The following is a 25,591-nucleotide window of genomic DNA, read 5'->3' on the forward strand; positions in this document are numbered from 1 at the left end:
CCTATAATAGATTAATGAAAAATTGCTATACATTCTTTTTTCTTGTTTTTACTATGCTATGTTTTGGACAGCAAAAGCAATTTAATATACAATGGAATGGTGTAAAAACACTTGAGACTGAATATGGAAAAATACAAGTTCCCAGTTTTGATTCAAAACATTTCAACTATGATGATGCAAACGGTTTAGTTTATTTTGCACAATGGGACAGTAATGGAAGTGCAATTAATGAAAACTCTGTTACATTAAATAACGTTGTTTATGAGGTAATTTCGTTAGCTGAATTAAAGAATTTAAACCTAGAACTTATTCCAGTAAGTCCTAAGTATAGTTTTTTTAATACTAATGCTAGAGGGAAACGTGCTCACTATTTTGAACTAAGTCCCATTGTTAATGATAGAGGGTTGTATAAAAGAATAACATCTTTTACTATTCAATACAATACTTCAGCTAATCGTTCTGGATCGAGCGCAAGAGGTGTAAATAACATTACAAATTCAGTTTTAAACACAGGTCAATGGTATCGTTTTTATATTGACAAAACTGGTGTTTTTAAGCTAACAAAGAGCTTCTTAGCGAGTTTAGGGATTAATACTAATTCTGTTGATCCTAGAGCCATTAAAATTTATGGTAATGGAGGAAGAATGTTGCCATTATTAAATTCTGAAAATTATCCTTTTGATGTTGTTGAAAATGCAGTGAAATTTGTTGGTGAAGAAGATGGTAGTTTTGATAATAGCGACTATATACTGTTTTATGGTGAAGGACCTACAACCTATAGTGAAGAAAGTAGCACCAATATAAATTTATATACAGATAAAACCTATTACTATGTTAATATAAGTTCAGGAAATGGAAAGCGTATTCAAGCTATGCCAACAATTACAGCTGCTGCAGATATTCAAATTGATACCTTTCAAGATTATCAGTTTTATGAAGTTGACGAGTATAATCTGGCAAAACTAGGTCGTAAATGGTTTGGGGATGATTTTGATATTGAAAACCAACGCTCTTATGATTTTAATTTCCCAAACCTAGTAACTGATATTCCTGTAGATTTTAAAATTGTTGTTGGTTCTGTTTCTGAAGTCTCAACAACGATGAGAATTACTATAAATGGTAATGAAGTTTCAAATTTGGGATTAGGGATAATCACTCCAGGTACAGTTTTGGGAACTGAACGAACATATACAAATGAACAAAATATTACTTCCGATGCAATTACAGTAGCATTTGATTATAACAACAATGGCAATCCTTCAGCTAATGCGTTTTTAGACTACATTAATATTGAGGCTACAAGAAATTTAATTTATGAAGGAGGTCAATTAGTTTTTAAAAATAAAGAGGTCCTCACCACTCCAGGAATTGCAGAATACAACCTATCCAACACCTCTGGATTAGTTGAAATATGGGATATTACAGATCGCTTTAACATAAGTAATACTATAAATTCAACGAATGAAAGTTCAATAGATTTTAAAGCACAGTCGGGTGAGCAAAGAACGTATTTGGCGTTTTCTAATTCAAGTTTTTTACAACCTATAAAAGATGCGAGATCAACAGTTGCTAATCAAAATTTAAAAGGTACCATCTTTAATAATACTCAAGGAGAATTTGAAGATATTGATTATATTATTTTGTCACCAACGCAGTTTTTGTCACAAGCAGAACGTTTAGCTCAAGTCAATAGAAATCAGTATAATTTAAATGTAAAAGTCGTTGATTTACAAACGATATATAATGAATTTAGTACTGGAAGTCAAGATATTGCTGCTCTAAGAAATTTTATTAAGTACGTTTACGATAATGCCAGCACACCAAGTAAAAGATTGAAATATGTTTGTCTTTTTGGTGATGGCTCTTACGATTATAAAGATAGAGTGCGTAATAATACAAACTTAGTTCCTTCTTGGTATTCTACAAGCAGTTTTAGCCTAACAAGTTCATTGGTTTCAGATGATTTTTATGCTATGCTCGATGAAGATGAAGGTTCTATGAACAACGGTGACCGAATGGATGTTGCTATTGGCAGAATATTGGCAGAAGATGGACAACGTGCCAAGGAAATGGTAGATAAAATTAATGCATATTACCAACCAGAAGCTTATGGTAGTTGGAGAAATAATGTATTGCTTATTTCTGATGATGTCGATGCGCAATGGGAAAGAATTCTGCAAGAAACAACCGATGGCATTGGAGAGGAAATAAAAGCGGAAAATCCTTTTATGAATGTTATAAAAATTCATGCCGATGCTTTTGAACAAGAATCTTCTGCTGCAGGTAATCGTTACCCTAAGGTAAACAAGGCAATTAAAGACGCTATTGAAGTAGGGGCTTTAGTGGTTAATTATTTTGGGCATGGTGGTGAGGATGGTTTAGCAAAGGAGCGTATTTTCGATAAATTTGATGCACAAGATGTTAATAATATCTGCAAATTCAATTTATTTGTAACAATAACTTGTGAATATACTAAGTTTGACGACCCAAATAGAGACACTGCTGGTGAGTTTACTTTTTGGAATAAAAATGGTGGTGCAACAGGGCTTGTTACATCAACACGTCAAATTTTTGTTACTGTTGGAGTGTCTTATAATGAAGTGTTTAATGATTATTTATTTGCTTTTAACAACAATGAATACCCTTCGGTAGCTGAAGTATTAAGAAGAACAAAAATAGACAATAGTATTGCTGGGATTACACAGAAACGATTAATATTTCTGATAGGCGATCCTGCAATGAAACTGGCATTTCCAAAACCAGATATTAAATTAACTAAAGTTAACGATGTAGATATTACACAGCCTATTGACACGCTAAAGGCTCTAAGTTACACAAAGATGGCTGGTGAAGTTGTAGATGTCAACGGTAATCTATTATCAAATTATAATGGTACACTAACGGCTACTGTTTTTGATAAACAAATAGATAGACAAACCTTAGCTAATGATGGTGTTACAGATAATAATGGTCCAATAATTTTTGACTTTACCACATTAGGTGAAGTAGTTTTTAAAGGACAAGCAAGTGTAGAGAATGGACAGTTTGAATTCGACTTTATTGTACCAAGAGATATTGGTATTCCCGTTGGCAATGGCAAAGTTAGTTTTTATTCACAAACAAGTAATCCTCTTTCAGACCAAGCTGGAGCTAATTTTGATATTGAAATTGGAAGTATTAATGAAAATGCACCAGTGGATAATATTGGGCCAGTCATCAATTTATTTATGAATGACGAGAACTTTGTTTCAGGAGGAATTACAAATGAGGCACCCAACTTATTGGCAAAGCTTCAAGATGAAAATGGTATAAATACAGCAAGTGGTATTGGTCATGATATTACCTCCATTTTAGATGGTGACGAGACCAACCCAATTGTATTAAATAATTATTACCAAGCCAATGTAGATGACTATACTAATGGAACAGTATCTTATCCTTTTAGAGATTTAGAGCCTGGTTTACACACACTCACTTTAAAAGCTTGGGATGTTTATAATAATTCTTCAACCGCAGAAATTCAGTTTATGGTGTTTGATAAAGATGAGGAGTTAGTTATAAATAACGTTTTAAATTATCCAAACCCTTTTGTGAGTTATACCGAATTTTGGTTCAATCACAATAGTGTAGAACCTTTAGATGTATCAGTACAAATATTTACGGTTTCTGGTAAATTAATTAGAACTTTAAATGGCCAAACCACAGGTGGAAGTAAATCTGTAAGTTCTCTGTCTAAAGATATTATGTGGGATGGAAGAGATGATTTTGGAGATAAAATAGGAAAAGGAGTCTATGTATATAAACTAAAAGTAAGATCTAACCGTTTAAATAAACAAGTTGAAAAGATTCAAAAACTTGTTATACTATAATAAAAAATTATATTTGCTAATGAATTAATGCTAATGCATTAGCATTAATAACTCAAAAATGAACATGAAGAAATACGCAATAACCCTTATCGCTTTTGCAACATTAAACCTAACTTTTGGTCAAGAAACTATTACATTCCCAGACCAATCCACTGTAATAACAACCGGTTTACCTTTTATGCTTATAGCACCAGACGCAAGATCCGCTTCTCTAGGAGATATGGGAGTGGCTACCTCTGTTGATGGGTTTTCACAACAATACAACCCTGCTAAATATGCCTTTTCAGAGACTAAATCTGGCATAAGTTTAAGTTACACACCTTATTTAACGAGATTGGTTAATGATATCTCATTAAGTTACGTTACTTATTTTAATAGAATAAATGAGTATAGTGCTTTTTCGGTAGGTTTTAAATATTTTTCTTTAGGTGAAATTGTATTAACCCAAGACGCTAATGATCCTGGTGTAGCTGTTAAGCCAAATGAGTTCGCAGTTGATGCCGCATACACTTTAAGATTAAGTGATCAATTCGCAATGGCTGTAGCAATGCGTTATATGAGATCTGCTTTAAGAATTGATACTATAGACCCTAATGCAAATCCAGGAAGTACTTTTGGCGCTGATATTACTGGGTATTATCAAAGCGAAGAAGAAGCTTATAATGATTTCAATGGGCGTTGGAGAGCAGGTTTTGCTATCCAAAATTTAGGGCCAAGGTTTAAATATGATGATGGAGGTAGAGAAGTCTTTCAGCCAACGAATTTAAGATTAGGTGCTGGTTTCGATTTTATCTTTGATGAGTATAGTAAGCTAGGGATAACAGCAGAAGTAACTAAATATTTAGTACCAACTCCACCATTATTAGGATTTGTGGATACAGTACAAGATGGTGATACTGAGCCAAACGGCACACAAGACCCTAACGAACCAACAATTATTACCGCAGGTCAAGATAATGATGTCAGTTTCTTAAACGGTGTTTTTCAATCTTTTGGAGATGCTCCAGGAGGTTTTAGTGAAGAATTAAGAGAATTTACATGGTCATTAGGTGCAGAATACACATATCAAGATAACTTTTCATTTAGAGCAGGTTATTTTAATGAAGCAGAAGATAAAGGAGCGCGTAAGTTTTTTGCTTTGGGTGCAGGCTTTAAGTACACCACGATTAATATCGATTTATCATATTTGTTTTCAGCATCTAAGGTGCAGAGTCCTTTAGAAAACACCTTGCGTTTTTCGCTAACATTTAATTTTGGTGATGGTGAGTATGATGAATACTAGAATAAAAAATAAATAGACAAAAAAACTATTGCTTTTTACAAAGTGCAATAGTTTTTTTGTCTAAAGTAAATGCATAATATATGAAGGTGGTTAAATTAGAAACTAGACTCGAGATCTACAACGACATTAGTGAGCTTCCAAAGCCTGTTCAAAACCTAATGGACACTGCAATAGAAGCTAGAAACAATGCCTATGCACCATATTCAAAATTTAACGTAGGAGCAGCAATTTTGTTAGACAATGATGAAGTTGTAATTGGTAGTAATCAAGAGAATGCTTGTTTCCCTTCAGGTTTATGCGCAGAACGCACAGCAATTTATTATGCTGGCGCTAGATTTCCAAGTGCTAAAGTTCAAAGAATGGTAATAACAGCATCCTCTCAAAATCAAGTTACAGATAAACCAATCCCACCATGTGGTGCTTGCCGGCAAGCTATAGCTGAATACGAAATAAGACAAGAACAACCGATTGAAATCTATTTTATGGGAGCTAAAGGGAAAGTTGTAAAATCAAATACCTTGGCCAATTTATTACCCCTACTTTTTGAAAGCTCAGTATTATAACGTTTTCGTTGTGGTTAATTTATTTATCCGTTGTTTTTTTACCAAATACTGTTTCTTCATTATTTTCTAAAGTGTTATTTTTGTTATTCGCTTGCCTCGATTTTAGATTGAGACTTTATAAAATTTGCGAAAAGCATAGTTTAAGTATTGTTTTTAAAATAACAGATTGATTAGATGCAAAAAATAACTAAAGAAGTTTACCTAAAGTGGTACGAGGATATGTATTTCTGGAGAAAGTTTGAAGACAAGCTTGCAGCAGTTTACATTCAACAAAAAGTTAGAGGTTTTCTTCACTTATATAATGGTCAAGAGGCGGTTTTAGCTGGTGCTTTACACGCCATGGATTTAACTAAGGACAAAATGATTACAGCTTATCGTAATCATGTTCAGCCAATAGGTATGGGCGTTGATCCAAAACGTGTGATGGCAGAACTATATGGCAAAGCAACAGGAACATCAAAAGGTCTTGGTGGTTCTATGCACATTTTTTCTAAAGAGCATCGTTTTTATGGAGGTCATGGTATTGTAGGTGGTCAGATTCCTTTAGGAGCTGGTATTGCATTTGGTGATAAATATCATGGCGTAGATGGAGTGACTTTATGTTGTTTTGGAGACGGTGCTGCAAGACAAGGATCTTTGCACGAAACCTTTAATCTGGCTATGCTTTGGAATTTACCAGTTGTATTTGTTTGTGAAAATAACGGTTACGCTATGGGAACTTCAGTTGAGCGTACTGCAAATCATACCGATATCTGGAAACTAGGTCGAGGCTATGAAATGCCATCTGGTCCTGTGGATGGAATGAACCCTATTAAAGTAGCAGAGGCATTTGATGAAGCCATAACACGTGCAAGAAATGGAGGTGGGCCATCTTTTTTAGAAGTAAAAACGTACCGTTACAGAGGGCATTCAATGTCAGATGCACAGCATTATAGAACAAAATACGAAGTAGAAGAATACAAGAAAATAGATCCTATTACGCAAGTAAAGGACATTATTCTTGAAAATAAATATGCTACTGAAGAAGAACTTAAAGAAATTGATAAACGTGTAAAAGCTGGTGTTGCAGAATGTGAGAAATTCGCGGAAGAATCTCCATATCCAGAAAAGAACGTTATGTATGATGTAGTATACGAGCAAGAAGATTATCCATTTATAGATCATAAAATTAAGTAAGCTATGGCAGAAGTAATTAACATGCCGCGTTTAAGCGATACAATGGAAGAAGGAACAGTAGCTTCTTGGTTGAAAAAAGTAGGTGATAAGATAGAAGAAGGCGATATTTTAGCTGAGATTGAAACTGATAAAGCAACAATGGAGTTCGAATCCTTTAATGAGGGAACATTGTTACATATCGGTATTCCAGAAGGTGAAACTGCCAAAGTTGATACACTTTTAGCGATTATTGGTGAAGAAGGAGAAGATATTTCTAGTCTATTGAATGACAGTGTTGAAGTTGAAAAATTAGATGTAATTAAAGAAGTTGAAGATACTAAATCAGATATTTCTGATGTTGATTTTGAAGCTAGCTCTAAGACAGAACTTCCAGAGGGTGTTATAGTGGTAACTATGCCACGCCTTAGTGATACCATGGAAGAAGGAACTGTTGCAACCTGGTTAAAGAAGGTAGGAGAAGAGGTCGAAGAAGGAGATATCTTAGCTGAGATTGAAACTGATAAAGCTACCATGGAGTTTGAATCCTTTCAATCTGGTACGCTATTACACATTGGATTAAAAGAAGGAGAAACTGCTAAAGTAGATTCTTTGTTAGCCATTATTGGGCCAAAAGGAACAGATGTTTCAGGAGTAGCTAAAAACTTTAAAGCTGAGGTTGGAGAGGCTAAGCCAGAGCCTAAAAAAGTAGCATCGAAAACTGAAACTAAAAAATTAGAATCTAAGAAAGAGACGACTAAGGGTTCGAATTCAAATTCGGCTTCAGATTCTGGACGAATCTTTGCTTCACCTTTAGCCAAGAAAATGGCTGAGGAAAAAGGAATCAACTTAGGTCAAGTTAATGGTTCTGGTGAAAACGGAAGAATTGTAAAGAAAGATATAGAAAATTTCACTCCATCTGCTCAATCCGCATCAGTTGGTAAATTTTTACCATCAGGTCAAGAAAATTTTGATGAAGTACCAAATTCTAACATGCGTAAGGCTATTGCTAAAAACTTAGCAAAGTCTAAATTTACAGCACCACATTATTATCTAAATGTGGAATTTGACATGGAAAATGCGATGGCATTTAGAATACAATATAATTCATTACCAGATACAAAAATTTCGTATAACGATATAATTGTAAAGGCTTGTGCTTTAGCATTAAAACAGCATCCGCAAGTTAATTCACAATGGTTTGATGATAGAATGCAATTAAACAATCACGTACATATTGGTGTTGCAGTTGCAGTGCCAGACGGATTATTAGTGCCTGTTGTTAAATTTGCCAATGAGCAAAGCTTAACACAAATTGGTTCAGCAGTTAGAGAATATGCTGGTAAAGCAAGAAACAAGAAATTGTCACTAGACGAAATGGAAGGTAGCACGTTTACGGTTTCTAATTTAGGAATGTTTGGCATCGATAGCTTTACTTCTATTATCAATCAACCAAATTCTGCAATTTTATCTGTTGGTGCAATTGTTTCAAAACCTGTTGTTAAGAATGGTACAGTTGTACCAGGTAATACAATGAAGCTAACATTAGCTTGCGATCACAGAACAGTAGATGGCGCTACAGGAGCACAATTTCTTCAGACATTGAAAGGATATATTGAGAACCCTGTGACGATGTTGGTATAATTAAGATTTGTCTTTCTGAATTTAATACAGAATCTTTTATATTAAAATTCTGTTTCATTAATTTGAAACAGGATTTTTTTATCTTTAAACTCAAATAAATATAACATGAAAAAAATACTTCCAATACTTATATTCGCTTTACTAATTGCATGCTCTGTTAAACAAAAGGCAGCAGATGGAGAAAAAGGAAAAGATGGTACTAGTTCAGTGCCAGAAATTACTCAGCAAGATATTAAAATTAGCATGGAGTATTTAGCTTCAGATGAATTGGCAGGAAGAGCAACAGGAACTGAAGGGATAGAGAAAGCTGCCGTTTTTATAGAAAACTATTTTAAGAAAAATAATATAAAGTCTTATTATGAAACCTATAGAGATGATTTTGAATTTAAAAACAGTAGAAGTTCTAATCCAGAAGAAGTTATAAAAGGATTCAATATTATCGGAGTTGTAGAAGGTAATGACCCAAAATTAAAAAATGAATTTATCATTTTAGGAGGCCATTACGATCATATAGGATTTGGAAAAGAAGTTAATGGAGATAAGATTGCAAATGGTGCTAATGATGATGCTTCTGGTACAATTGCTGCTATGGAATTTGGTAAATACTTCGCGAAATCTAAAACTAACAAACGTAGTATTTTAATTACACTGTATTCTGCAGAAGAAATGGGCTTAAGAGGTTCGGGTCATTTAGCAGAACGTTTAAAGGCTGAGGGATTAAATGCTTATACCATGATAAATTTTGAAATGATTGGTGTACCAAGAGCTTCAGATAAGTCAATGGCTTATATGAGTGGCTACGAACGTTCTAATTTTGCTGAAACTCTAAATAAATATGCAGATGAAGAAGTTGTTGGTTTTTTTCCTAAAGCTAAAGAATTCAATCTATTTATGAGGTCAGATAATTTTCCATTCTTTAAAGAATTGAATATGCCTGCCCATGCTATTTCTACATTCGATTTTACCAATTTCGATTATTATCATCATGTAGATGATGAAGCAGATAAAATGGATTATGGACACATGGCAAGTTTTATCAATAAAATGATTCCTGCTCTAGAAGGTATGATGAATGCACCAACAAAAGAAGTTGCGTTAAAAGATGAGTAAAAACATAATTATTACAGGGACAAGTAGAGGAATTGGGTTTGAGCTCGTTCACTTATTTGCAAATCAAGGACATAATGTTTTAGCATTATCTAGAAATGCGCAACCCGTAAACAATTTGCATTTTGAAAATATAACCTCGTTAACATTCGATTTATGTAAACAAGAAGACTATAAAAAAGTCGTAAAATTTATTATGGAAGATTGGAATCATGTTGATGTTTTGATAAATAATGCAGGGACTTTATTAAACAAACCATTTGCTCATACCACGTTCCAAGATTTTGAAAACGTCTATAAAACCAATGTGTTTGGAGTGTCAGAAATGACTCGAGTGGTATTACCATTTATGAAACAAAATAGCCATGTTGTAACTATTAGTTCTATGGGAGGAATTCAAGGCAGTATGAAATTCCCAGGACTTTCTGCATATAGTTCTAGTAAAGGTGCTGTAATTACACTTATAGAATTATTGGCAGAAGAATACAAAGAAACTGGGCCACAATTTAATGTCTTGGCATTAGGAGCTGTACAGACGGAAATGTTAAAAGAGGCTTTTCCAGATTATCAGGCTCCAACAACGGCTTTAGAAATGGCAACCTATATTCATAATTTTGCATTAACCGGAAATAAGTTTTACAACGGTAAAGTATTACAAGTTTCAAATTCGACCCCTTAATGCCAAAATACAAGTGTATTATTTTCGATTGTGACGGTGTATTGGTCGATAGTGAACCTCTAGGAAACCAAGTTATGGTTGATATGGCTAAAGAATTAGGAGCAGCTATTGATTTAGACTATGCCTATAAATACTTTAAAGGAAATTCCCTCAAAAATTGTATTATTCAGATTTCGAAATTAATAGATGCCGAGATCTCTTCAAATTTTTAAAATGAATACCGAGCACGTTCTTTCGAAAAATTTAAAAACGAAATAAAGCCAGTTGAAGGGATTCTAGAAGTTATAAAAAACTTAAAGATTCCTTTCTGTGTCGCTTCAAGCGGTCCAGAAAATAAAATAAAATTCAACTTAGAATTAACAGGTTTGCTACCTCATTTTAAATCTAAAATATTTAGCTGTTATACTATTCAAAAGTGGAAACCAGATCCAGCAGTTTTTTTATGGGCTGCTAAAACCATGGGTTTTAAACCTTCAGAATGTGTTGTAATCGAAGATAGTCCTATTGGTGTAAATGCTGCAATTAACGGTGGCTTTGATGTTTTTGGCTTTACTACACACGATTTTAATGAAGAACTACAAGAAAGAGCCACAAAAACATTCTATAGCATGTTAAAGTTGCCTGAGTTATTAGAATGATAAAGCTAATTTCAATATTTATAAAAAACATGCATTATGATTAAAGAATTAAACAATTGTAAATCTTTCTTTTTTGCAACCTTCTTATACTGTTTCTTAGTAAGTGTATTCATAGTCTGAGTTTTGAGCGTGTAGAATTTATTGTTGGATTGGGATTCAAAGAAAAAACAACGCTGTTGCAGTTGCCAATTACGTATCTAGTCACTCTAAGTTTTCTAGAGCTTCAGCAGAATTAATGACTATGATGACAGAAAGCGAGTTTTTCTATTGAGGTTTTTGCGATTTTGTGGCTAAGAAGAACGAATTTTTGGTGATTGAAGAAGAGCCATCTCAAGATGTGGTATAGCAATTGACCACGTATAGAGATGCATTAGGTTAAACAAGTTTGAGTCGAATTTAGGGAGGCATACATCCATCAGTAGATGACATTCCTGGTCAATTTATCGGACAGACTGTAGAAGAATAAGCTTTTAATTATTTTTAGACGTTCTTTTTAATGTTTATAAACCAACTGATAAAAATGTTATATATTCTAATCCCACAACAATCAGAAAGCTTTTTATTACTACCAATACAACTATAGATAATGTAATGGATGCTTTTAATATTAGAGTACGTAAAATTTATATCAATAGCAGAAGCTATAATGATCTTAATAAGATAACGTCTATAAAGTTAAACTCTACAGCAGCTGGCTTATATATGTTAAGTGTTAATGGAAATTCTGAAATGATTGTGGTAAAGGATTAATATTTTAAATAATAACATTTAGTTTTGCAATAATGCAGGCATCACTTTTAGATTTTATTCCTTCTGAAGCTCATTCTATGATTAAAGCCATATTGGCTAATGATAATCTGGTCGTTAAAGTTAAAAACGAACGCAAAACTAAACATGGAGATTACAGGCAATTATCAAATGGCAAGCATCAAATTACCATAAACTCTAATTTAAATACCTATCGTTTTTTAATTACACTAATTCATGAAATCGCACATTTTGAAGCTTATAAAAAGTTTGGGCGTTTTATAAAACCTCATGGAATTGAATGGAAGCAAACCTTTCAGCATTTAATGTTGCCATTTTTGCGTCCAGAAATATTTCCTTTAGAATTATTACCACTTTTAGCAAATCACTTTAAAAACCCAAAAGCATCTAGCGATACAGATGCAAATTTAGCATTAGCCTTAAAGCAGTTTAACGAAACAAATGATAAGACGTATATTTTTGAAGTGCCTTGTGGTAAAGCGTTTAAACTATATAATGGAAGAGTCTTTAAACAAGGCAAACAAAGAAGAAAACGTTTTGAATGTGTGGAAGTTAAAACAGGTAAGTTATATTTGTTTAATCCTAATGCTGAGGTAGAATTATTGGAACAATAATTCCATTTCATGAAAACCTCATAAAACTGAGGATATAACTTAATTTGATTCCTATTCTCATGGGAATAGAAAAATAAAAATTTTTCAATGAAAAATAAAAATTATTACGCCATACTAATGGCAGGTGGAGTAGGATCAAGATTTTGGCCAGTAAGTACTCAAGATTTTCCAAAGCAGTTTCACGATATGTTGGGAACCGGAGACACTTTAATTCAAAAAACATTTAATCGTTTAGCGAATCTTATTCCTGAAGAAAACATATTCATACTAACCAACGAGCGTTACAACGATTTAGTGTTTGAGCAGTTACCAAGAGTTACAAAACGACAAGTGGTGTTAGAACCAGCGATGCGTAATACAGCTCCTTGTATTTTGTATGCCGCTTTAAAAATTCAGAAAGAAAATGAAGATGCTGTAATGATTGTGGCTCCAAGCGATCATTGGATAGAGGATGAAGAAGCATTTTCTAATAATGTAGAAACAGCTTTTGATTATTGTGGGACAAATGATGCGTTAATGACATTAGGTATCACTCCTACATTTCCTAACACTGGTTATGGTTATATAGAATATGATAAATCTGCGGCTACCCAAATAAAAGCGGTAAATCAGTTTAGGGAAAAGCCCGATTATGAAACTGCAAAGTCATTTATAAATCAAGGTAATTTTTTATGGAATGCTGGTATTTTTATGTGGAGTGCCAAGGCTGTGATTTCAGCCTTCAAAAATAACCAGCCTCAATTATTTGAATTGCTTGAATGTGGTTGTAATGTTTACAACACAGAATTTGAAGATGATTTTATTAGAGATAATTATGGAAAAGCAGAGAACATATCTATAGACTATGCTATAATGGAAAAAAGCAAAAATGTCTATGTGATACCTGCAACTTTCGATTGGAACGACCTAGGAACTTGGGGAAGTTTATATGATAAATTAGATAAAGACGAAAACAGTAATGCCGTTGTAAATTCTAAGACCTTATTAGAAGATGCTTCTGGCAATATGATACGATCTAAAGAAGGCAAGATTGTCGTTGTAGATGGACTAAAAGATTACATCATTGTAGATAAAGACGAAGTTTTACTTATCTTTCCTAAAGCAAAAGAGCAAGATATTAAAAAAGTACTTCAAAATGTAAAAGCCAATTTTGGAGAAGAATATGGTTAATTATGAGTGACGAGAGTAAATTTAATTTTTCTGAAGAAGAGCAGCAAAAGCAGTTAGATAAAGATAAAGCTGTAGAAGAAAAAAAGGAAGCCGTAAGGACAGATGCTAAAGGTTTATTTGCAAGTATAAAGACATTTTTAAGTGAGCTTCTCGATTTTAGACATGATACGGATAGAGATGCAACCGTTGAAGCGATTAAGAATGATATTTCTTTTAAAGGTGCAACAGCTTGGATTTTAATCTGTTCTATTTTTGTAGCTTCAGTTGGTTTAAATGCAGATTCTACTGCTGTAGTTATCGGAGCCATGTTAATCTCTCCTTTAATGGGACCGATCCTTGGGATTGGTATGTCTATAGCAATTAATGATGTTGATACTTTAAAGAAATCATTAATAAACTTGGTAACCATGATTGTACTAAGTCTATTAACAGCTTTTTTATTTTTTAAAATTTTCCCTCTCAGTGAAGATACATCAGAGCTTTTAGGACGTGTAAAACCAGATATTAGAGATGTGTTGATTGCTTTTTTTGGTGGTTTAGCATTAATTATTGCACGCACTAAAAAAGGAACAATTGCTTCGGTGATTTTCGGAGTTGCGATTGCTACAGCTTTAATGCCACCTTTATGTACAGCAGGTTATGGTTTGGCTAAAGGTAATTGGCAATATTTTTGGGGTGCCATGTACTTATTTACTATTAACACCATTTTTATAGCAATAGCTACTTTTTTAGTATTAAAAATTTTACGTTTTCCAATGCTAAAGTATGCTAACTCAGCTAAGAGAAAGCGCATCGGAAGAATAGCATCTTTATTAGCAATAGTTGTAATGATACCAGCTATATTAACTTTTATTGATGTATTGCGTGAAAGTACTTTTGAGCGAGATGCTAAAGCTTTTATTAAAAAAGAGCTTTCCTCATTGCCAAATGCTAATTATATAAAAAAGAATGCGACATATAATTACGAGCCTAAAGGAGAATCTATTATAGAGTTAATTCCTTTTGGAAATGATGAGATTTCTAATGATACAAAGAAATTTTTAGAGCAGCGATTTTTAGATTATTCTGCCTTAGCTAATACGAAACTGTATGTCAATCAAATTAAAAATAGAGCTATTAATAATCTGGAATATATGGAAGAGTTGCGTTCTCGAGATTCTTTAGATTTACTAACTCAAAGTCAAAAAATATCTTTTTTAGAAGATCGTGTACGCAGACTTACTAGATTAGAGCGTGATCAAATACCATTTGATGAATTAACAAAAGAAATTAAAATAAATTATGATAAGCTAGAGCAAATATCATTTTCTAATGAAATAAAATCCAATTTCACAACTCTAGATACTATGAAGGTGTTTAATATTAAATGGGTAGATTCTTTAGTAACAGATGAGTCTATAGCAAAAGACAGAAAAAGACTTGAAGCTTTTATAAAAGAAAGATTAGATTTAGATACATTGGTAATTAGAAGTATAAATTAGATTTTACTGATTTTCTTCAATATACATTTTACGCACTTTTTTAAATAATTCTGAAGAATATACAAAGTCAGTTACGACTTCATTGTCGGTTTTAAATATGGTTTCTTTAGAGCCTTCCCATGCTTTTAAGCCATCTTTTAGAAAGACAATTTTTTCTCCGATCTCCATAACAGAATTCATGTCGTGAGAGTTAATTACAGTAGTTATATTAAACTCATCTGTAATTTCTTGTATCAAATTGTCAATAACAATTGCCGTTTTTGGATCTAAGCCAGAGTTAGGCTCGTCACAGAATAAATACTTAGGGTTGTTTACAATAGCTCTCGCTATTGCAACTCTTTTTTGCATACCACCAGAAGCTTCACTTGGCCTTTTATTATGAGCGTTTTCTAGATTAACACGGTTAAGAACCACATTAACTCTATCCTCCATTTCGCTCTTACTTTGTTTTGTAAACATGCGTAAAGGGAACATTACATTTTCTGCAATAGTCATAGAGTCAAATAAAGCACTACCTTGAAAGACCATCCCTATTTTTGCACGTAAATCTCTTTTTTCATTAGTGCTTAACTGGCTGAATATTTTGCCGTCATAAGAGATTGAGCCTTGTTCATATTCAAATAAACCTAGTAAACATTTTAAAAATACAGTTTTACCAGAACCACTCTGACCAATAATTAAATTGGTTTTACCTTTTTCAAAAGAGGTTGTTATACCTTTAAGAATATGGGCATCTCCAAACGATTTATGTAAATCCTTAACTTCTATCATTAGCCTAGTAATAAACTGGTTAGTAAAAAGTTTAACAGAATTATCATAACACTAGTCCAAACAAAAGAAGTTGTGCTGGCCTTACCGACTTCTAGAGCGCCACCTTTCATAAAATATCCATAGAACGACGGAACTGTTGCCAAAATAAATGCAAATACCAATGTTTTTATAAAAGCATAAGCGATATGAAAAGGTATAAAATCAGTTTGAATCCCTTCAATATAATCTTCTAAAGTGCCATAACCACCATAAACAGCAGCTGCCAATCCACCAAGCACACCAAGAAACATGGCTATGGAAATAACAAAAGGATATAACGTTAATGCAATAAATTTAGGAAACACCAAATAGTTTATAGCATTAATTCCCATAACTTCCAAAGCATCAATCTGCTCTGTAACACGCATAGTACCGATACTAGATGTAATATAAGAACCCACTTTACCAGCCATAATTATAGAAATAAAAGTTGGTGCAAATTCTAATATAATAGATTGGCGTGTTGCAAAACCAACTAAATATTTCGGAATTAAAGGATTACTTATATTCAAAGACGTTTGTATAGCAACAACACCTCCAACAAAAAATGCGATGAATGCAACAATACCCAATGACCCAATGATGAGGTCATCGATGTCTTTAAAAATTAAAGTTTTCATCACAGACCATTTTGTTGGTTTGCGAAAAATATCTTTAATCATTATAAAGTATGCGCCAATATTGTGAAGGTACTTCATGTGAGACTTTGATAATGCTAAAGTATAAAAAATGATTAGTTTATTACTGTTAATTTAAATTAAGATAGGCTAAAATCCGTATTTTTGATACTCAATAGAATCAGTTATACATCATGAAAAAAATCTTCTCTATAATCGTATTAGTATTAATATTTGCTTCTTGTAGATCTCAGAATAAAACAATGACCTCTCAGGAAAAAGCAGATTATTCTAAACCTAAATTAGTGGTTGGCATAGTCGTCGATCAGATGCGCTATGATTATTTAACTCGTTTTGAATCTAAATTTGGTGAAGGAGGTTTTAAACGTATGATGCGCGAAGGCTTTAATTGTAAGAACAATCATTTTAACTATGTGCCAACCTATACTGGTCCAGGTCATGCATCTGTTTACACTGGTACCACACCTAAATATAATGGTATAATAGGGAATAATTGGTATGATAAAGTATCAAAAGAAATGGTGTATTGCGCAGGTGATGAAAACGTGAGTCCTATTGGTACTGAAGATGATGCAGGTAAAATGTCACCACACAGAATGCAAACCACAACGTTTAGTGATGAGAATAGGTTATTTACACAAATGCAAGGTAAGACCATCGGAATTTCATTAAAAGATAGAGGTGCTATTTTACCAGCAGGTCATACTGCCAATGCTGCATATTGGTTTCATGGGATGGAAGAAGGATCTTGGATTTCGAGTTCTTTTTATATGAACGAATTGCCAAAATGGGTCAAAGATTTTAATACTTCAGATGCAACAGAATCTTATTTAAAAGTTTGGAATACCCTATATGATATTTCAACATATACAGAAAGTGTAAGTGATGAAAACACTTTTGAAGGTGGATTTGGTGGAAAGGACAAAGCTACATTTCCATACGATTTAAAAGCATTGAGTAAAGACAATCGCGGTTTTGATATTATAAAAGCAACTCCTTACGGAAATAGTTTAACTGCAGATTTTGCTATGGCTGCGATTAAAGCAGAAAGTTTAGGTAAAGATGCTATTACTGATGTGTTAACTGTAAGTTTTTCTAGCACAGATTACATAGGTCATAATTTTGGTGTTAATTCAAAAGAAATTGAAGATACATATTTACGATTAGATAAAGACTTAGAACGCTTCTTTAAGTACCTAGATGCAACAGTTGGAGAAGGAGAATATACGGTGTTTTTAACCGCAGATCATGGAGCTATTGATGTGCCAAATTATTTAAAAAGTGTGAGAATACCTGCTGGTTATTTAGATAATAGGGCTACCAAAAGCAGGTTTGATAAATTTCTTATAAAGCATTATAAAAATTCTGGGATAGTTGAAAACGTGAGCAATAATCAGATTTTTTTAAACCGTAAGTTTATTGATAGTATTGGTCTTAACATAAATGACGTTCAAGAACGTATAGTGAATGAACTCATTGGTTATAAAAATATAGATAAAGTATTTTCAGCATATACAATGACGACTACAAGTTTCACAACTGGCATTGAGTCATTGCTTCAAAACGGTTATAGTCAAAAACGTTCTGGTGATATTATTATAGTACCAGATACAAATTACATTTCTTATGGTAGTACAGGCTCTACACATGGCAGTGGTTTAAACCATGATACACACGTACCATTGTTATTCTTCGGAAAAGGTGTAAAGCATGGTGAAACACTTGATAAAACGGTGATACCAGATATTGCGCCAACTATTTCTGCACTTTTAGGGATTAGTTTCCCTAATTCTACTACTGGTAAGCCTTTGGGATTTGTTTTAGATTAAGAGAACTTATTCAAAATCCCTCTCCAACGCAAATCTCTAATAAACTTGCCTTCAGCTTTAGAAACCAAGAATTCAGTAGTATTAGATTTAGCTCTAAAGTAGCCAGACATATAGTCTTTAAACAATCTAAAACTTCCTTTTTTGTAAGCCAGTTTTAATGCAGAGATTAATGTAATCCAAAACCCATAACGCATTTTGTACATCGCTTCACCTTGTAGATGTTTTGAAGCCTTATTATAAGATTGACCAGTTGGTTTAAGATGTTTTACATGCAAAGATTTATCAGTAAGAATTTCCCAACCGTGATATTTTGCTAACAATTCATCAACTGTGTCCCAACCCATTGAAGCTTTTAATTTTCCTATTTGATTAAAGCAATCTTTCCTATAGGCTTTTAATGCACCTCTAATATGATCTTTGTTGGTTAAATTCTCTAAAACCCAATCACTATCTTTTTTTATATAACAAAAACCAGAAGCCATGCCTAGCTTTTCATTAGCATTAAAATGAGTAGTTATTTGTTCTAAATAATTATTCGGAAAAATAAGGTCGGCATCAAACTTGCAGATGATGCTATAATTATCATCCAATGTATCTAAGCCTTTGTTAAATGCATTAATAATTTTAGAACCTGGTAAATGTAGGTCTGAAGATTGAATATTTACAATGGTAATCCAAGGGTATTTTGAAGCATAACCCTCAATTATTGTTTGTGTGTTGTCACTAGAGTTATCATTAACTACAACTAGTTTTTTTGGCAACAGCGTTTGCTCAACTATAGATTGCAAAGTTTTACCAATGAAATCCTCTTCGTTATGTGCAGGAATAACAATATAAATGTTCAAAATTGAAATCTATTTATTCAAAGTTAAACTCTTTCAGCGTAAACAATATAATATCTTGGAGTAACCTGTCTTAGAAGTGGTCTAAATCCTATTTTCTTAACAGGATTAGTCCATTTTTGGCTATCCTTTATTATCCATCCTGTTTTCTCTAAGAGCCAATCTAGTTGCCAGTATTCAAACTCGTGGTAATGTCTATCTAACATGTCAGTTTTACTTCTGTACGCGGAAGAAAACCAAAGTTTTAAAGGAATACTTAGAACTAGTTTATTGCACTTAATTGATTTCAAAACCTCATAAGGTGATAATAAGTGCTCGAAAATTTCGAAAGCTGTTACGACCTTTGCAGGTGAGTTGATTATTGCAGAATGATCTTCGTCCAAATCTTCTCCAGTAGTATTCTCAATAGTATAACCTTCAGAAATCATGATTTTAGAAAACGGATTTTTAACACCTAAATCTAAAATAGATTCTGATGTATTGATATGCTTTTTTAAAAATTCTAAAGTATGACTGAAGCGCTTATCTGGATATGTTTTTTCGTACATATTTATTTCCCTAGATATTGGGAATCTGTTTGGTTAATACTGATAAACAATCGCATTAATATTCATACCAGCACCAACACTAGCAAAAATAATAACATCTCCTTTATGAATACTTTGGTTTTCTAGTTTCCTTTTTAATATCAGGTCATACAATGTTGGTACGGTTGCAACACTAGAGTTTCCGAGTGTATTAATTGTCATTGGCATAATACCATCTGGCATGTCCATATCGTACAGTTTGTAAAAACGTTTTACTATAGCGTCGTCCATTTTTTCATTCGCCTGATGAATCAATATTTTTTTGACATCTTTTATTGAAACACCACTTTTATCTAAACACGATTTTAGTGCTATTGGTACATTGGTCAATGCAAATTCATAAATCTTACGACCATACATTTTAATGTATTTACGTTGATCTGTAATTTCTAGGTTATTTGTTTCGCCAAAGTATATAAAATGTGCTTCGTCTAAAGTAAAGGTAGCAGTTTCATGAGCTAGAATTCCCCCTTTCTCATTGCTTTCTTCAATGATAATTGCGCCAGCACCATCACTATAAATCATAGAATCTCTATCGTGTTTATCAATAACACGAGATAAGGTTTCTGAACCAATAACTAAACAACGTTTCGCAATGCCAGAAGCGATAAAGGCTTTGGCTTGTATAACTCCTTCAATCCAACCAGGACAACCAAAAAGTAAATCGTAACCAACACATTTTGGATTTTCAATTTTCAATAAATGTTTAACACGAGATGCAATACTTGGTACTGTGTCACTTTGTTCTGCATTGTGTTTTACATCACCATAATTGTGTGCAACAATGATATAATTAATACTTTCTTTATCAATTTTAGCATCTTCAATAGCTTTTTGAGCCGCATAAAATGCGATATCAGAATTTAATAATTCGTCTTTAACATAACGTCTTTCTTGTATACCAGTGATGGCTTTAAATTTTTCTACAATAATCTCATTTGAGCTATTTATAGTTGATCCATCAGCATTTAAAAATTCATGATTATAAAAATCTTCATTCTTTTCAATAATACTTGGTATATAACTTCCCGTTCCTGTAATTTTAATACTCATTGTTATTTTAAATCAATTTCATTGTTGCGAAATTACTGAATAATAAAGAGTTTTTATTGTTTTGAGCTTTTGAACCCTTCATTTTTACCGAATTCGTAATAATATAGTGCTTATAATTTATAAAACAGAAAATAAGCATTCATTTAGAGAGCCTTTTTAAGGTATCATTTAATTTTATTATGCATCCATATAATTTTCTATTGGAGCGCAACTACAAATTAAGTTTCTGTCACCATAAGCGTCATCGACACGTCTTACGCTAGGCCAAAACTTATTATCTCTCACATACTCTAACGGAAATGCAGCAACCTCTCTAGTATATGGTAATAACCATTCATCGGAAGTTAGCATACCCATTGTATGTGGTGCATTTTTTAATACATTATTTGGCTCATCTTTTGTAGCGTTATCGATTTCTTTTCTAATTGATATCATAGCATCACAAAAACGATCCATTTCTGCTTTATTTTCACTTTCTGTTGGTTCAATCATCATAGTGCCAGCTACAGGGAAAGATACTGTTGGTGCATGAAAACCATAATCCATAAGTCGTTTGGCGATATCTGTAACCTCTATGCCGTTAGCTTTAAAATCGCGACAATCAATAATCATTTCGTGAGCAGCTCTTCCGTTTTCACCAGTATATAATGTTGGGTAAAAACCTTTTAAACGTTCTTTAATATAATTTGCATTTAATATAGCTGTTTCTGTAGATTGTTTCAAACCTTTTGCACCTAACATTTTAATATAGCCATAAGAAATAATGCAAGCAAGAGAAGATCCGAATGGTGCAGCAGAAATTGCAGTAATAGCTTTGTCGCCACCAGTTGCAATTACTGGGTTTCCGGGTAAAAAGGGTACTAATTGTTTAGCAACACAGATTGGGCCAACACCTGGTCCACCACCTCCATGAGGAATAGCAAATGTTTTATGTAAGTTAAGATGGCATACATCTGCACCGATATTTCCTGGATTTGTTAATCCGACCTGAGCATTCATATTGGCACCATCCATATAGACTTGGCCACCATTATTATGAATGATTTGTGTAATTTCTTTTATTGCAGATTCATAGACTCCATGAGTAGAAGGATAAGTAACCATTAAAGCTGCTAAATTGTCTTTATGTAGCTCAGCTTTTTCTCTTAAATCATCAATATCAATGTTACCATTGTTAGATGCCTTTGTAACAACGACCTTCATACCAGCCATTACTGCACTTGCAGGGTTTGTTCCGTGTGCGGACGACGGAATTAAACAAATATTTCTGTGGTTATCATTACGAGATTCGTGATATGCCTTTATAACCATAAGACCTGCGAATTCTCCTTGCGCACCAGAGTTTGGTTGTAACGATGTACCTTCAAAACCGGTAATCTCTGTTAACTGTTCTTCTAATGATTTTAGCATGGTTGTATATCCTTGTGCTTGCTTTATAGGAACAAAAGGGTGAATATTTCCCCAACTACTCCAACTTAATGGAAGCATTTCTGAAGCAGCATTTAATTTCATTGTACAAGAGCCCAATGAAATCATAGAGTGATTCAACGCTAAATCTTTACGTTCTAAACGTTTGATGTATCTCATCAACTCTGTTTCTGAATGATATTTGTTAAAAACATCAAAACTTAAAAAGTTTGATTGACGTTGTAATTCGTTTTGAATGGTTTTAGTTTCAGAAATTGATATAATCTTATCTGTTGTTTTTCCTGTTACGATTTCAAAAATTGAAATAATATCATTTAAGTCTGAAATTGTAGTCGTTTCATTTATCGAAATGGTTACAGTTTCAGCATTAGGATAGTAGAAGTTGATTTCTTGTTTTTCGGCTTCGGTATTTACTTTTTTAGCATCTGCTTTAATTTGAAGTGTATCAAAGTAATTTGAATTTATTTGTTCTAAGTCTAAGCTCTTTAAAGCATTTGCCAGTGTAGAAGCAGAATTGTTTACTTTATTGGCAATAAACTCTAGTCCTTTTGGACCATGATATACAGCATACATTCCTGCCATAACAGCAAGCAAAACTTGTGCTGTGCAAATATTAGATGTTGCTTTATCTCTTTTAATATGTTGCTCGCGTGTTTGCAAGGCCATACGTAATGCTCTGTTGCCATTAGTGTCTTTGGTTACACCTATAATACGACCTGGTACATCACGTTTGTAGGTCTCTTTTGTTGCAAAATATGCTGCGTGTGGTCCGCCATAACCCATAGGAATACCAAAACGTTGGGTGGTACCAACAACGACATCAGCACCAAATTTTCCTGGAGCTTCAAGTTTAATTAAACTTAAGATATCTGCAGCGACAGCAACTTTGATTCTCGATGCACTTGCTTTTTCTATGAATGTTTTAATATCTGTAATCTGCCCATCTTTCCCTGGGTATTGTAAAATAGCGCCAAAGAACTCTTTGGTAAAATTAAATTTAGATTCGTTACCAACTACTAACTCAATTCCAATAGGATTTGCTCTGGTTTCTAATAGAGATAATGTTTGTGGTAAAATAGTATCAGAAACAAAGAATTTATTAATTCCGGCTTTCTTTTGGTCACGCTCTCTAACAGCAAATAATAGACTCATGGCTTCAGCTGCGGCAGTACTTTCATCTAAAAGCGATGCGTTGGCAATTTCCATTCCTGTTAAATCGATAACCATAGTTTGAAAATTTAACAACGCTTCTAAGCGACCTTGTGCAATCTCTGCTTGGTATGGTGTATATGCTGTGTACCAACCTGGGTTTTCTAAAATATTACGCTGAATTACGGCAGGCAAATTAGAAGGATGATAGCCTAAGCCTATGAAAGATTTAAATTCTTTATTGAGTTTAGAAAGCTCATAGATATGATTTAAATACTCTTGCTCGCTCATAGCAGGTGCTAAATCTAATTCGTTTTTAAGACGAATATCATCAGGTACAGTTTCATAAACTAATTGTTCAATATTTGCAACACTAATAGTGTTTAGCATGGCTTTTTTTTCTTGTAAATTTGGGCCAATATGTCTAAGTGCAAAAGAGGTCGTATTCATTAAAAATTTAGTGTTTATTTAGTTTTGCAAAAATACATAATTCACATTTTTATTAAGTTAATGAAAACTAAAGTTTTTAACCATAACAAAGGGTTATTAACACAATGCTTATTTTTGTATTGTGAATTTATTTAAACGCATTCTTAATTTTTATATCAATAGCAGTATTCATGTAGCGTTGGCAGTGTATGCTTTGACATGGGTGACACTGATTCAGTTTGGATTGGATTATAATGAAGACGTTCTGTGTTTTGTGTTTTTTGCGACGATAACTGGCTATAATTTTATAAAATATTTTGGGGTTGCAAAATTTCATCACCGTAGTTTAACAGGTTGGTTAAAAGTAATTCAGCTGTTTTCTTTGATTGCATTTGTTGTAATGAGTTATTATGCTTACCATCTTATGGCTAATACGCTTTTAATTCTTTCAGTATTTGGTCTTATTACCTTTTTATATGCGATTCCATTATTGCCAATGAAGTATTTTAGAGATGATCAGAGAAATTTAAGAGAAATAAGTGGATTTAAAATATATGTAATTGCGCTTGTTTGGGCATTTACTACAGTGCTTTTACCATTGATTGATAATGGTTTTAATATAAGTAATGATGTAATAATTACAAGTATTCAGAGATTTATTTTTGTAATTGTGCTGATGCTGCCTTTTGAAATTAGAGATCTAAATTACGATAATTTAAAACTTGCTACCATACCACAAAAGATCGGAATAAAAAACACGAAAACTATTGGTGTTTTGCTATTGGTGTTGTTTTTTGTGCTGGAATATTTTAAGGACGAATGGACTAGTGATTCTGTGCTCTCAACACTAATAGTAGGATTTGTAACGCTTTTTTTGTTAATTTTTTCTAAGAAATCCCAATCGAAATACTATAGTGCCTTTTGGGTAGAGAGCGTGCCAATAGTTTGGCTAATTATATTATTGATGCTTGGTTAATTCTTTTTCGAACTGTTCTTTAAGTTTTTTACGTTCATCTTTCTTCATGCATTTTACTTCTGCTTTTTCTATAGCATCCGTAAGCTTATTGTTGTTCTTAGAATAGGTTTTTGTAAATCTACACCAAGATAAACGGATACCTAGTTTAAGACGATCCCATCTGGTAGATTCACCATATTGTGTTTTGTCACAAATATGTTTTGCTTCATCACAGCTTACAAATAAAAAACTTTTCTTCATTTTGTTGTTCCGTTATTATGGAATATTTCTTTTATTTACATCCAATTTTTCTGCATGCAATCAGCTAGTGCGGTTCTTGCTCTATGAATGATTACCCAGAGGTTAGACGCAGTTATATCTAAGTCATTACAAATAGTCTCCGTGTCGTAGCCTAAAATGGTTTTCATTTTAAAAACATTAGCTTGTTTTTCAGGTAGTTTATCTAAACAGTCATAGATGGCTTCACCGAGCTCAGAGTTTTCTAATTTGTCTTCTGCCGTTTTATCAAAAGGATCTGCAACACGTTCTTCTAACCAATCTCCTTCTGATTCTGAATCACTGTTGTAACTCATTCTAACTTCGGCTTTACCTTTGTTAGAATTTATTTTGCGATAATGGTCAATAATTTTTCGTTTTAAAATCGATATTAACCAAGTGCGCTCACTAGCTTCTCCTTTAAAGTTAACCATCGATTTTAAGCCAGCTAAAAAAGTTTCCGAAACTAAATCTTGTGCTGTTTCTCTATCGTTAACACGTGTAATGGTATAGTTAAAGAGATAGTCGGAATATAGTTTTATCCAGTTATTAGGATTTATTTTATGCTTAGACATTTTTGTTTTTCATTGCTAAACAAAAATAGGACAAAAAAATGAAACTCTTTATT

The 25,591-nt window shown here is 33.0% G+C and carries 22 protein-coding genes and 1 pseudogene; 15 read left to right on the plus strand and 8 right to left on the minus strand.

The genetic code is table 11. The features are described from left to right. Positions 1-14 precede the first annotated feature (14 nt). From porU to AAC053_RS03665, 13 genes and pseudogenes are all read left to right on the plus strand, one after another. Positions 15-3,869: a type IX secretion system sortase PorU gene (gene porU / locus AAC053_RS03605; protein ID WP_339752901.1), complete on the plus strand. Its 3,855-nt coding sequence runs from the start codon at positions 15-17 to the stop codon at positions 3,867-3,869. Between the two features lie 64 nt (positions 3,870-3,933). Beyond that, positions 3,934-5,151, plus strand: a complete 1,218-nt coding sequence (porV, locus tag AAC053_RS03610; RefSeq protein ID WP_339752903.1) for a type IX secretion system outer membrane channel protein PorV — start codon at positions 3,934-3,936, stop codon at positions 5,149-5,151. 80 nt (positions 5,152-5,231) lie between these two features. After that, complete coding sequence (gene cdd / locus AAC053_RS03615) at positions 5,232-5,714, plus strand: cytidine deaminase (RefSeq protein WP_339752906.1); 483 nt, start codon at positions 5,232-5,234, stop codon at positions 5,712-5,714. A 174-nt stretch (positions 5,715-5,888) separates the two neighbouring features. Beyond that, positions 5,889-6,890, plus strand: a complete 1,002-nt coding sequence (pdhA, locus tag AAC053_RS03620) for a pyruvate dehydrogenase (acetyl-transferring) E1 component subunit alpha (RefSeq protein WP_339752908.1) — start codon at positions 5,889-5,891, stop codon at positions 6,888-6,890. A 3-nt stretch (positions 6,891-6,893) separates the two neighbouring features. Beyond that, complete coding sequence (locus AAC053_RS03625) at positions 6,894-8,510, plus strand: pyruvate dehydrogenase complex dihydrolipoamide acetyltransferase (protein ID WP_339752909.1); 1,617 nt, start codon at positions 6,894-6,896, stop codon at positions 8,508-8,510. A 105-nt stretch (positions 8,511-8,615) separates the two neighbouring features. Further along, entirely contained in the window at positions 8,616-9,620 is a 1,005-nt protein-coding gene (locus AAC053_RS03630) for a M28 family peptidase (RefSeq protein ID WP_339752910.1), read from the plus strand. Further along, the gene (locus AAC053_RS03635) at positions 9,613-10,296 is read left to right on the plus strand and encodes an SDR family oxidoreductase (protein WP_339752912.1); all 684 of its coding nucleotides are present in this window, start codon (positions 9,613-9,615) and stop codon (positions 10,294-10,296) included. Before AAC053_RS03630 ends, AAC053_RS03635 begins: the two co-directional genes overlap by 8 nt. Next, positions 10,296-10,508 (plus strand): hypothetical protein, encoded by a 213-nt coding sequence (locus AAC053_RS03640; RefSeq protein ID WP_339752914.1) that lies wholly within the window; start codon positions 10,296-10,298, stop codon positions 10,506-10,508. Before AAC053_RS03635 ends, AAC053_RS03640 begins: the two co-directional genes overlap by 1 nt. A gap of 33 nt (positions 10,509-10,541) precedes the next feature. Continuing rightward, a pseudogene (locus AAC053_RS03645) lies at positions 10,542-10,934 on the plus strand (HAD-IA family hydrolase); the annotation flags it as partial. A 591-nt stretch (positions 10,935-11,525) separates the two neighbouring features. Then, positions 11,526-11,684: a hypothetical protein gene (locus AAC053_RS03650; protein WP_339752916.1), complete on the plus strand. Its 159-nt coding sequence runs from the start codon at positions 11,526-11,528 to the stop codon at positions 11,682-11,684. 32 nt (positions 11,685-11,716) lie between these two features. Continuing rightward, a complete protein-coding gene (locus AAC053_RS03655; RefSeq protein WP_339752917.1) occupies positions 11,717-12,316 on the plus strand; it encodes a SprT-like domain-containing protein in 600 nt (199 codons plus the stop codon). An 87-nt stretch (positions 12,317-12,403) separates the two neighbouring features. Beyond that, positions 12,404-13,486 (plus strand): mannose-1-phosphate guanylyltransferase, encoded by a 1,083-nt coding sequence (locus tag AAC053_RS03660; protein ID WP_339752919.1) that lies wholly within the window; start codon positions 12,404-12,406, stop codon positions 13,484-13,486. Positions 13,487-13,488: 2 nt separating this feature from the next. Next, the gene (locus AAC053_RS03665) at positions 13,489-14,967 is read left to right on the plus strand and encodes a DUF389 domain-containing protein (RefSeq protein WP_339752921.1); all 1,479 of its coding nucleotides are present in this window, start codon (positions 13,489-13,491) and stop codon (positions 14,965-14,967) included. A 3-nt stretch (positions 14,968-14,970) separates the two neighbouring features. Here AAC053_RS03665 and AAC053_RS03670 read toward each other — a convergent pair whose 3' ends face one another. Continuing rightward, positions 14,971-15,738, minus strand: a complete 768-nt coding sequence (locus tag AAC053_RS03670) for an ATP-binding cassette domain-containing protein (protein ID WP_339752923.1) — start codon at positions 15,736-15,738, stop codon at positions 14,971-14,973. Further along, entirely contained in the window at positions 15,738-16,475 is a 738-nt protein-coding gene (locus AAC053_RS03675) for an ABC transporter permease (RefSeq protein WP_339752925.1), read from the minus strand. The genes AAC053_RS03670 and AAC053_RS03675 overlap by 1 nt, the downstream gene beginning before the upstream one ends. Positions 16,476-16,588: 113 nt before the next feature. Between AAC053_RS03675 and pafA the strand changes: the two genes are divergently transcribed. After that, the gene (gene pafA / locus AAC053_RS03680) at positions 16,589-18,244 is read left to right on the plus strand and encodes an alkaline phosphatase PafA (RefSeq protein ID WP_339752926.1); all 1,656 of its coding nucleotides are present in this window, start codon (positions 16,589-16,591) and stop codon (positions 18,242-18,244) included. On the opposite strand, the gene AAC053_RS03685 is transcribed toward pafA, so the two are convergent. From AAC053_RS03685 to gcvP, 4 genes are all read right to left on the minus strand, one after another. After that, positions 18,241-19,089 (minus strand): glycosyltransferase, encoded by an 849-nt coding sequence (locus tag AAC053_RS03685; RefSeq protein WP_339752928.1) that lies wholly within the window; start codon positions 19,087-19,089, stop codon positions 18,241-18,243. The two genes, pafA and AAC053_RS03685, sit on opposite strands and share 4 nt — an antisense overlap. A 23-nt stretch (positions 19,090-19,112) precedes the next feature. Then, positions 19,113-19,634: a methyltransferase gene (locus AAC053_RS03690; RefSeq protein ID WP_339752931.1), complete on the minus strand. Its 522-nt coding sequence runs from the start codon at positions 19,632-19,634 to the stop codon at positions 19,113-19,115. A gap of 33 nt (positions 19,635-19,667) precedes the next feature. Further along, the gene (locus AAC053_RS03695) at positions 19,668-20,726 is read right to left on the minus strand and encodes a ketoacyl-ACP synthase III (protein ID WP_339752933.1); all 1,059 of its coding nucleotides are present in this window, start codon (positions 20,724-20,726) and stop codon (positions 19,668-19,670) included. Positions 20,727-20,903: 177 nt separating this feature from the next. Next, entirely contained in the window at positions 20,904-23,753 is a 2,850-nt protein-coding gene (gcvP, locus tag AAC053_RS03700; RefSeq protein ID WP_339752937.1) for an aminomethyl-transferring glycine dehydrogenase, read from the minus strand. A 121-nt stretch (positions 23,754-23,874) separates the two neighbouring features. Between gcvP and AAC053_RS03705 the strand changes: the two genes are divergently transcribed. Next, the gene (locus AAC053_RS03705) at positions 23,875-24,708 is read left to right on the plus strand and encodes a hypothetical protein (RefSeq protein WP_339752939.1); all 834 of its coding nucleotides are present in this window, start codon (positions 23,875-23,877) and stop codon (positions 24,706-24,708) included. On the opposite strand, the gene AAC053_RS03710 is transcribed toward AAC053_RS03705, so the two are convergent. Together AAC053_RS03710 and AAC053_RS03715 are read right to left on the minus strand one after the other, a co-directional pair. Continuing rightward, positions 24,691-24,948, minus strand: coding sequence for a hypothetical protein (locus AAC053_RS03710; RefSeq protein ID WP_339752940.1), 258 nt, complete (start codon positions 24,946-24,948; stop codon positions 24,691-24,693). The genes AAC053_RS03705 and AAC053_RS03710 overlap by 18 nt on opposite strands. A 35-nt stretch (positions 24,949-24,983) precedes the next feature. Next, positions 24,984-25,538 (minus strand): sigma-70 family RNA polymerase sigma factor, encoded by a 555-nt coding sequence (locus AAC053_RS03715; RefSeq protein ID WP_339752941.1) that lies wholly within the window; start codon positions 25,536-25,538, stop codon positions 24,984-24,986. Positions 25,539-25,591: the final 53 nt, after the last annotated feature.

This window comes from uncultured Winogradskyella sp., from assembly GCF_963975125.1.
Taxonomy (GTDB): domain Bacteria; phylum Bacteroidota; class Bacteroidia; order Flavobacteriales; family Flavobacteriaceae; genus Winogradskyella.

Coding starts and splice junctions, on each gene's coding strand:
- porU (WP_339752901.1), top strand. CDS start 15: ATGAAAAATTGCTATACATTCTTTTTTCTTGTTTTTACTATGCTATGT.
- porV (WP_339752903.1), top strand. CDS start 3,934: ATGAAGAAATACGCAATAACCCTTATCGCTTTTGCAACATTAAACCTA.
- cdd (WP_339752906.1), top strand. CDS start 5,232: ATGAAGGTGGTTAAATTAGAAACTAGACTCGAGATCTACAACGACATT.
- pdhA (WP_339752908.1), top strand. CDS start 5,889: ATGCAAAAAATAACTAAAGAAGTTTACCTAAAGTGGTACGAGGATATG.
- AAC053_RS03625 (WP_339752909.1), top strand. CDS start 6,894: ATGGCAGAAGTAATTAACATGCCGCGTTTAAGCGATACAATGGAAGAA.
- AAC053_RS03630 (WP_339752910.1), top strand. CDS start 8,616: ATGAAAAAAATACTTCCAATACTTATATTCGCTTTACTAATTGCATGC.
- AAC053_RS03635 (WP_339752912.1), top strand. CDS start 9,613: ATGAGTAAAAACATAATTATTACAGGGACAAGTAGAGGAATTGGGTTT.
- AAC053_RS03640 (WP_339752914.1), top strand. CDS start 10,296: ATGCCAAAATACAAGTGTATTATTTTCGATTGTGACGGTGTATTGGTC.
- AAC053_RS03650 (WP_339752916.1), top strand. CDS start 11,526: ATGGATGCTTTTAATATTAGAGTACGTAAAATTTATATCAATAGCAGA.
- AAC053_RS03655 (WP_339752917.1), top strand. CDS start 11,717: ATGCAGGCATCACTTTTAGATTTTATTCCTTCTGAAGCTCATTCTATG.
- AAC053_RS03660 (WP_339752919.1), top strand. CDS start 12,404: ATGAAAAATAAAAATTATTACGCCATACTAATGGCAGGTGGAGTAGGA.
- AAC053_RS03665 (WP_339752921.1), top strand. CDS start 13,489: ATGAGTGACGAGAGTAAATTTAATTTTTCTGAAGAAGAGCAGCAAAAG.
- AAC053_RS03670 (WP_339752923.1), bottom strand. CDS start 15,738: ATGATAGAAGTTAAGGATTTACATAAATCGTTTGGAGATGCCCATATT.
- AAC053_RS03675 (WP_339752925.1), bottom strand. CDS start 16,475: ATGAAGTACCTTCACAATATTGGCGCATACTTTATAATGATTAAAGAT.
- pafA (WP_339752926.1), top strand. CDS start 16,589: ATGAAAAAAATCTTCTCTATAATCGTATTAGTATTAATATTTGCTTCT.
- AAC053_RS03690 (WP_339752931.1), bottom strand. CDS start 19,634: ATGTACGAAAAAACATATCCAGATAAGCGCTTCAGTCATACTTTAGAA.
- AAC053_RS03695 (WP_339752933.1), bottom strand. CDS start 20,726: ATGAGTATTAAAATTACAGGAACGGGAAGTTATATACCAAGTATTATT.
- gcvP (WP_339752937.1), bottom strand. CDS start 23,753: ATGAATACGACCTCTTTTGCACTTAGACATATTGGCCCAAATTTACAA.
- AAC053_RS03710 (WP_339752940.1), bottom strand. CDS start 24,948: ATGAAGAAAAGTTTTTTATTTGTAAGCTGTGATGAAGCAAAACATATT.
- AAC053_RS03715 (WP_339752941.1), bottom strand. CDS start 25,538: ATGTCTAAGCATAAAATAAATCCTAATAACTGGATAAAACTATATTCC.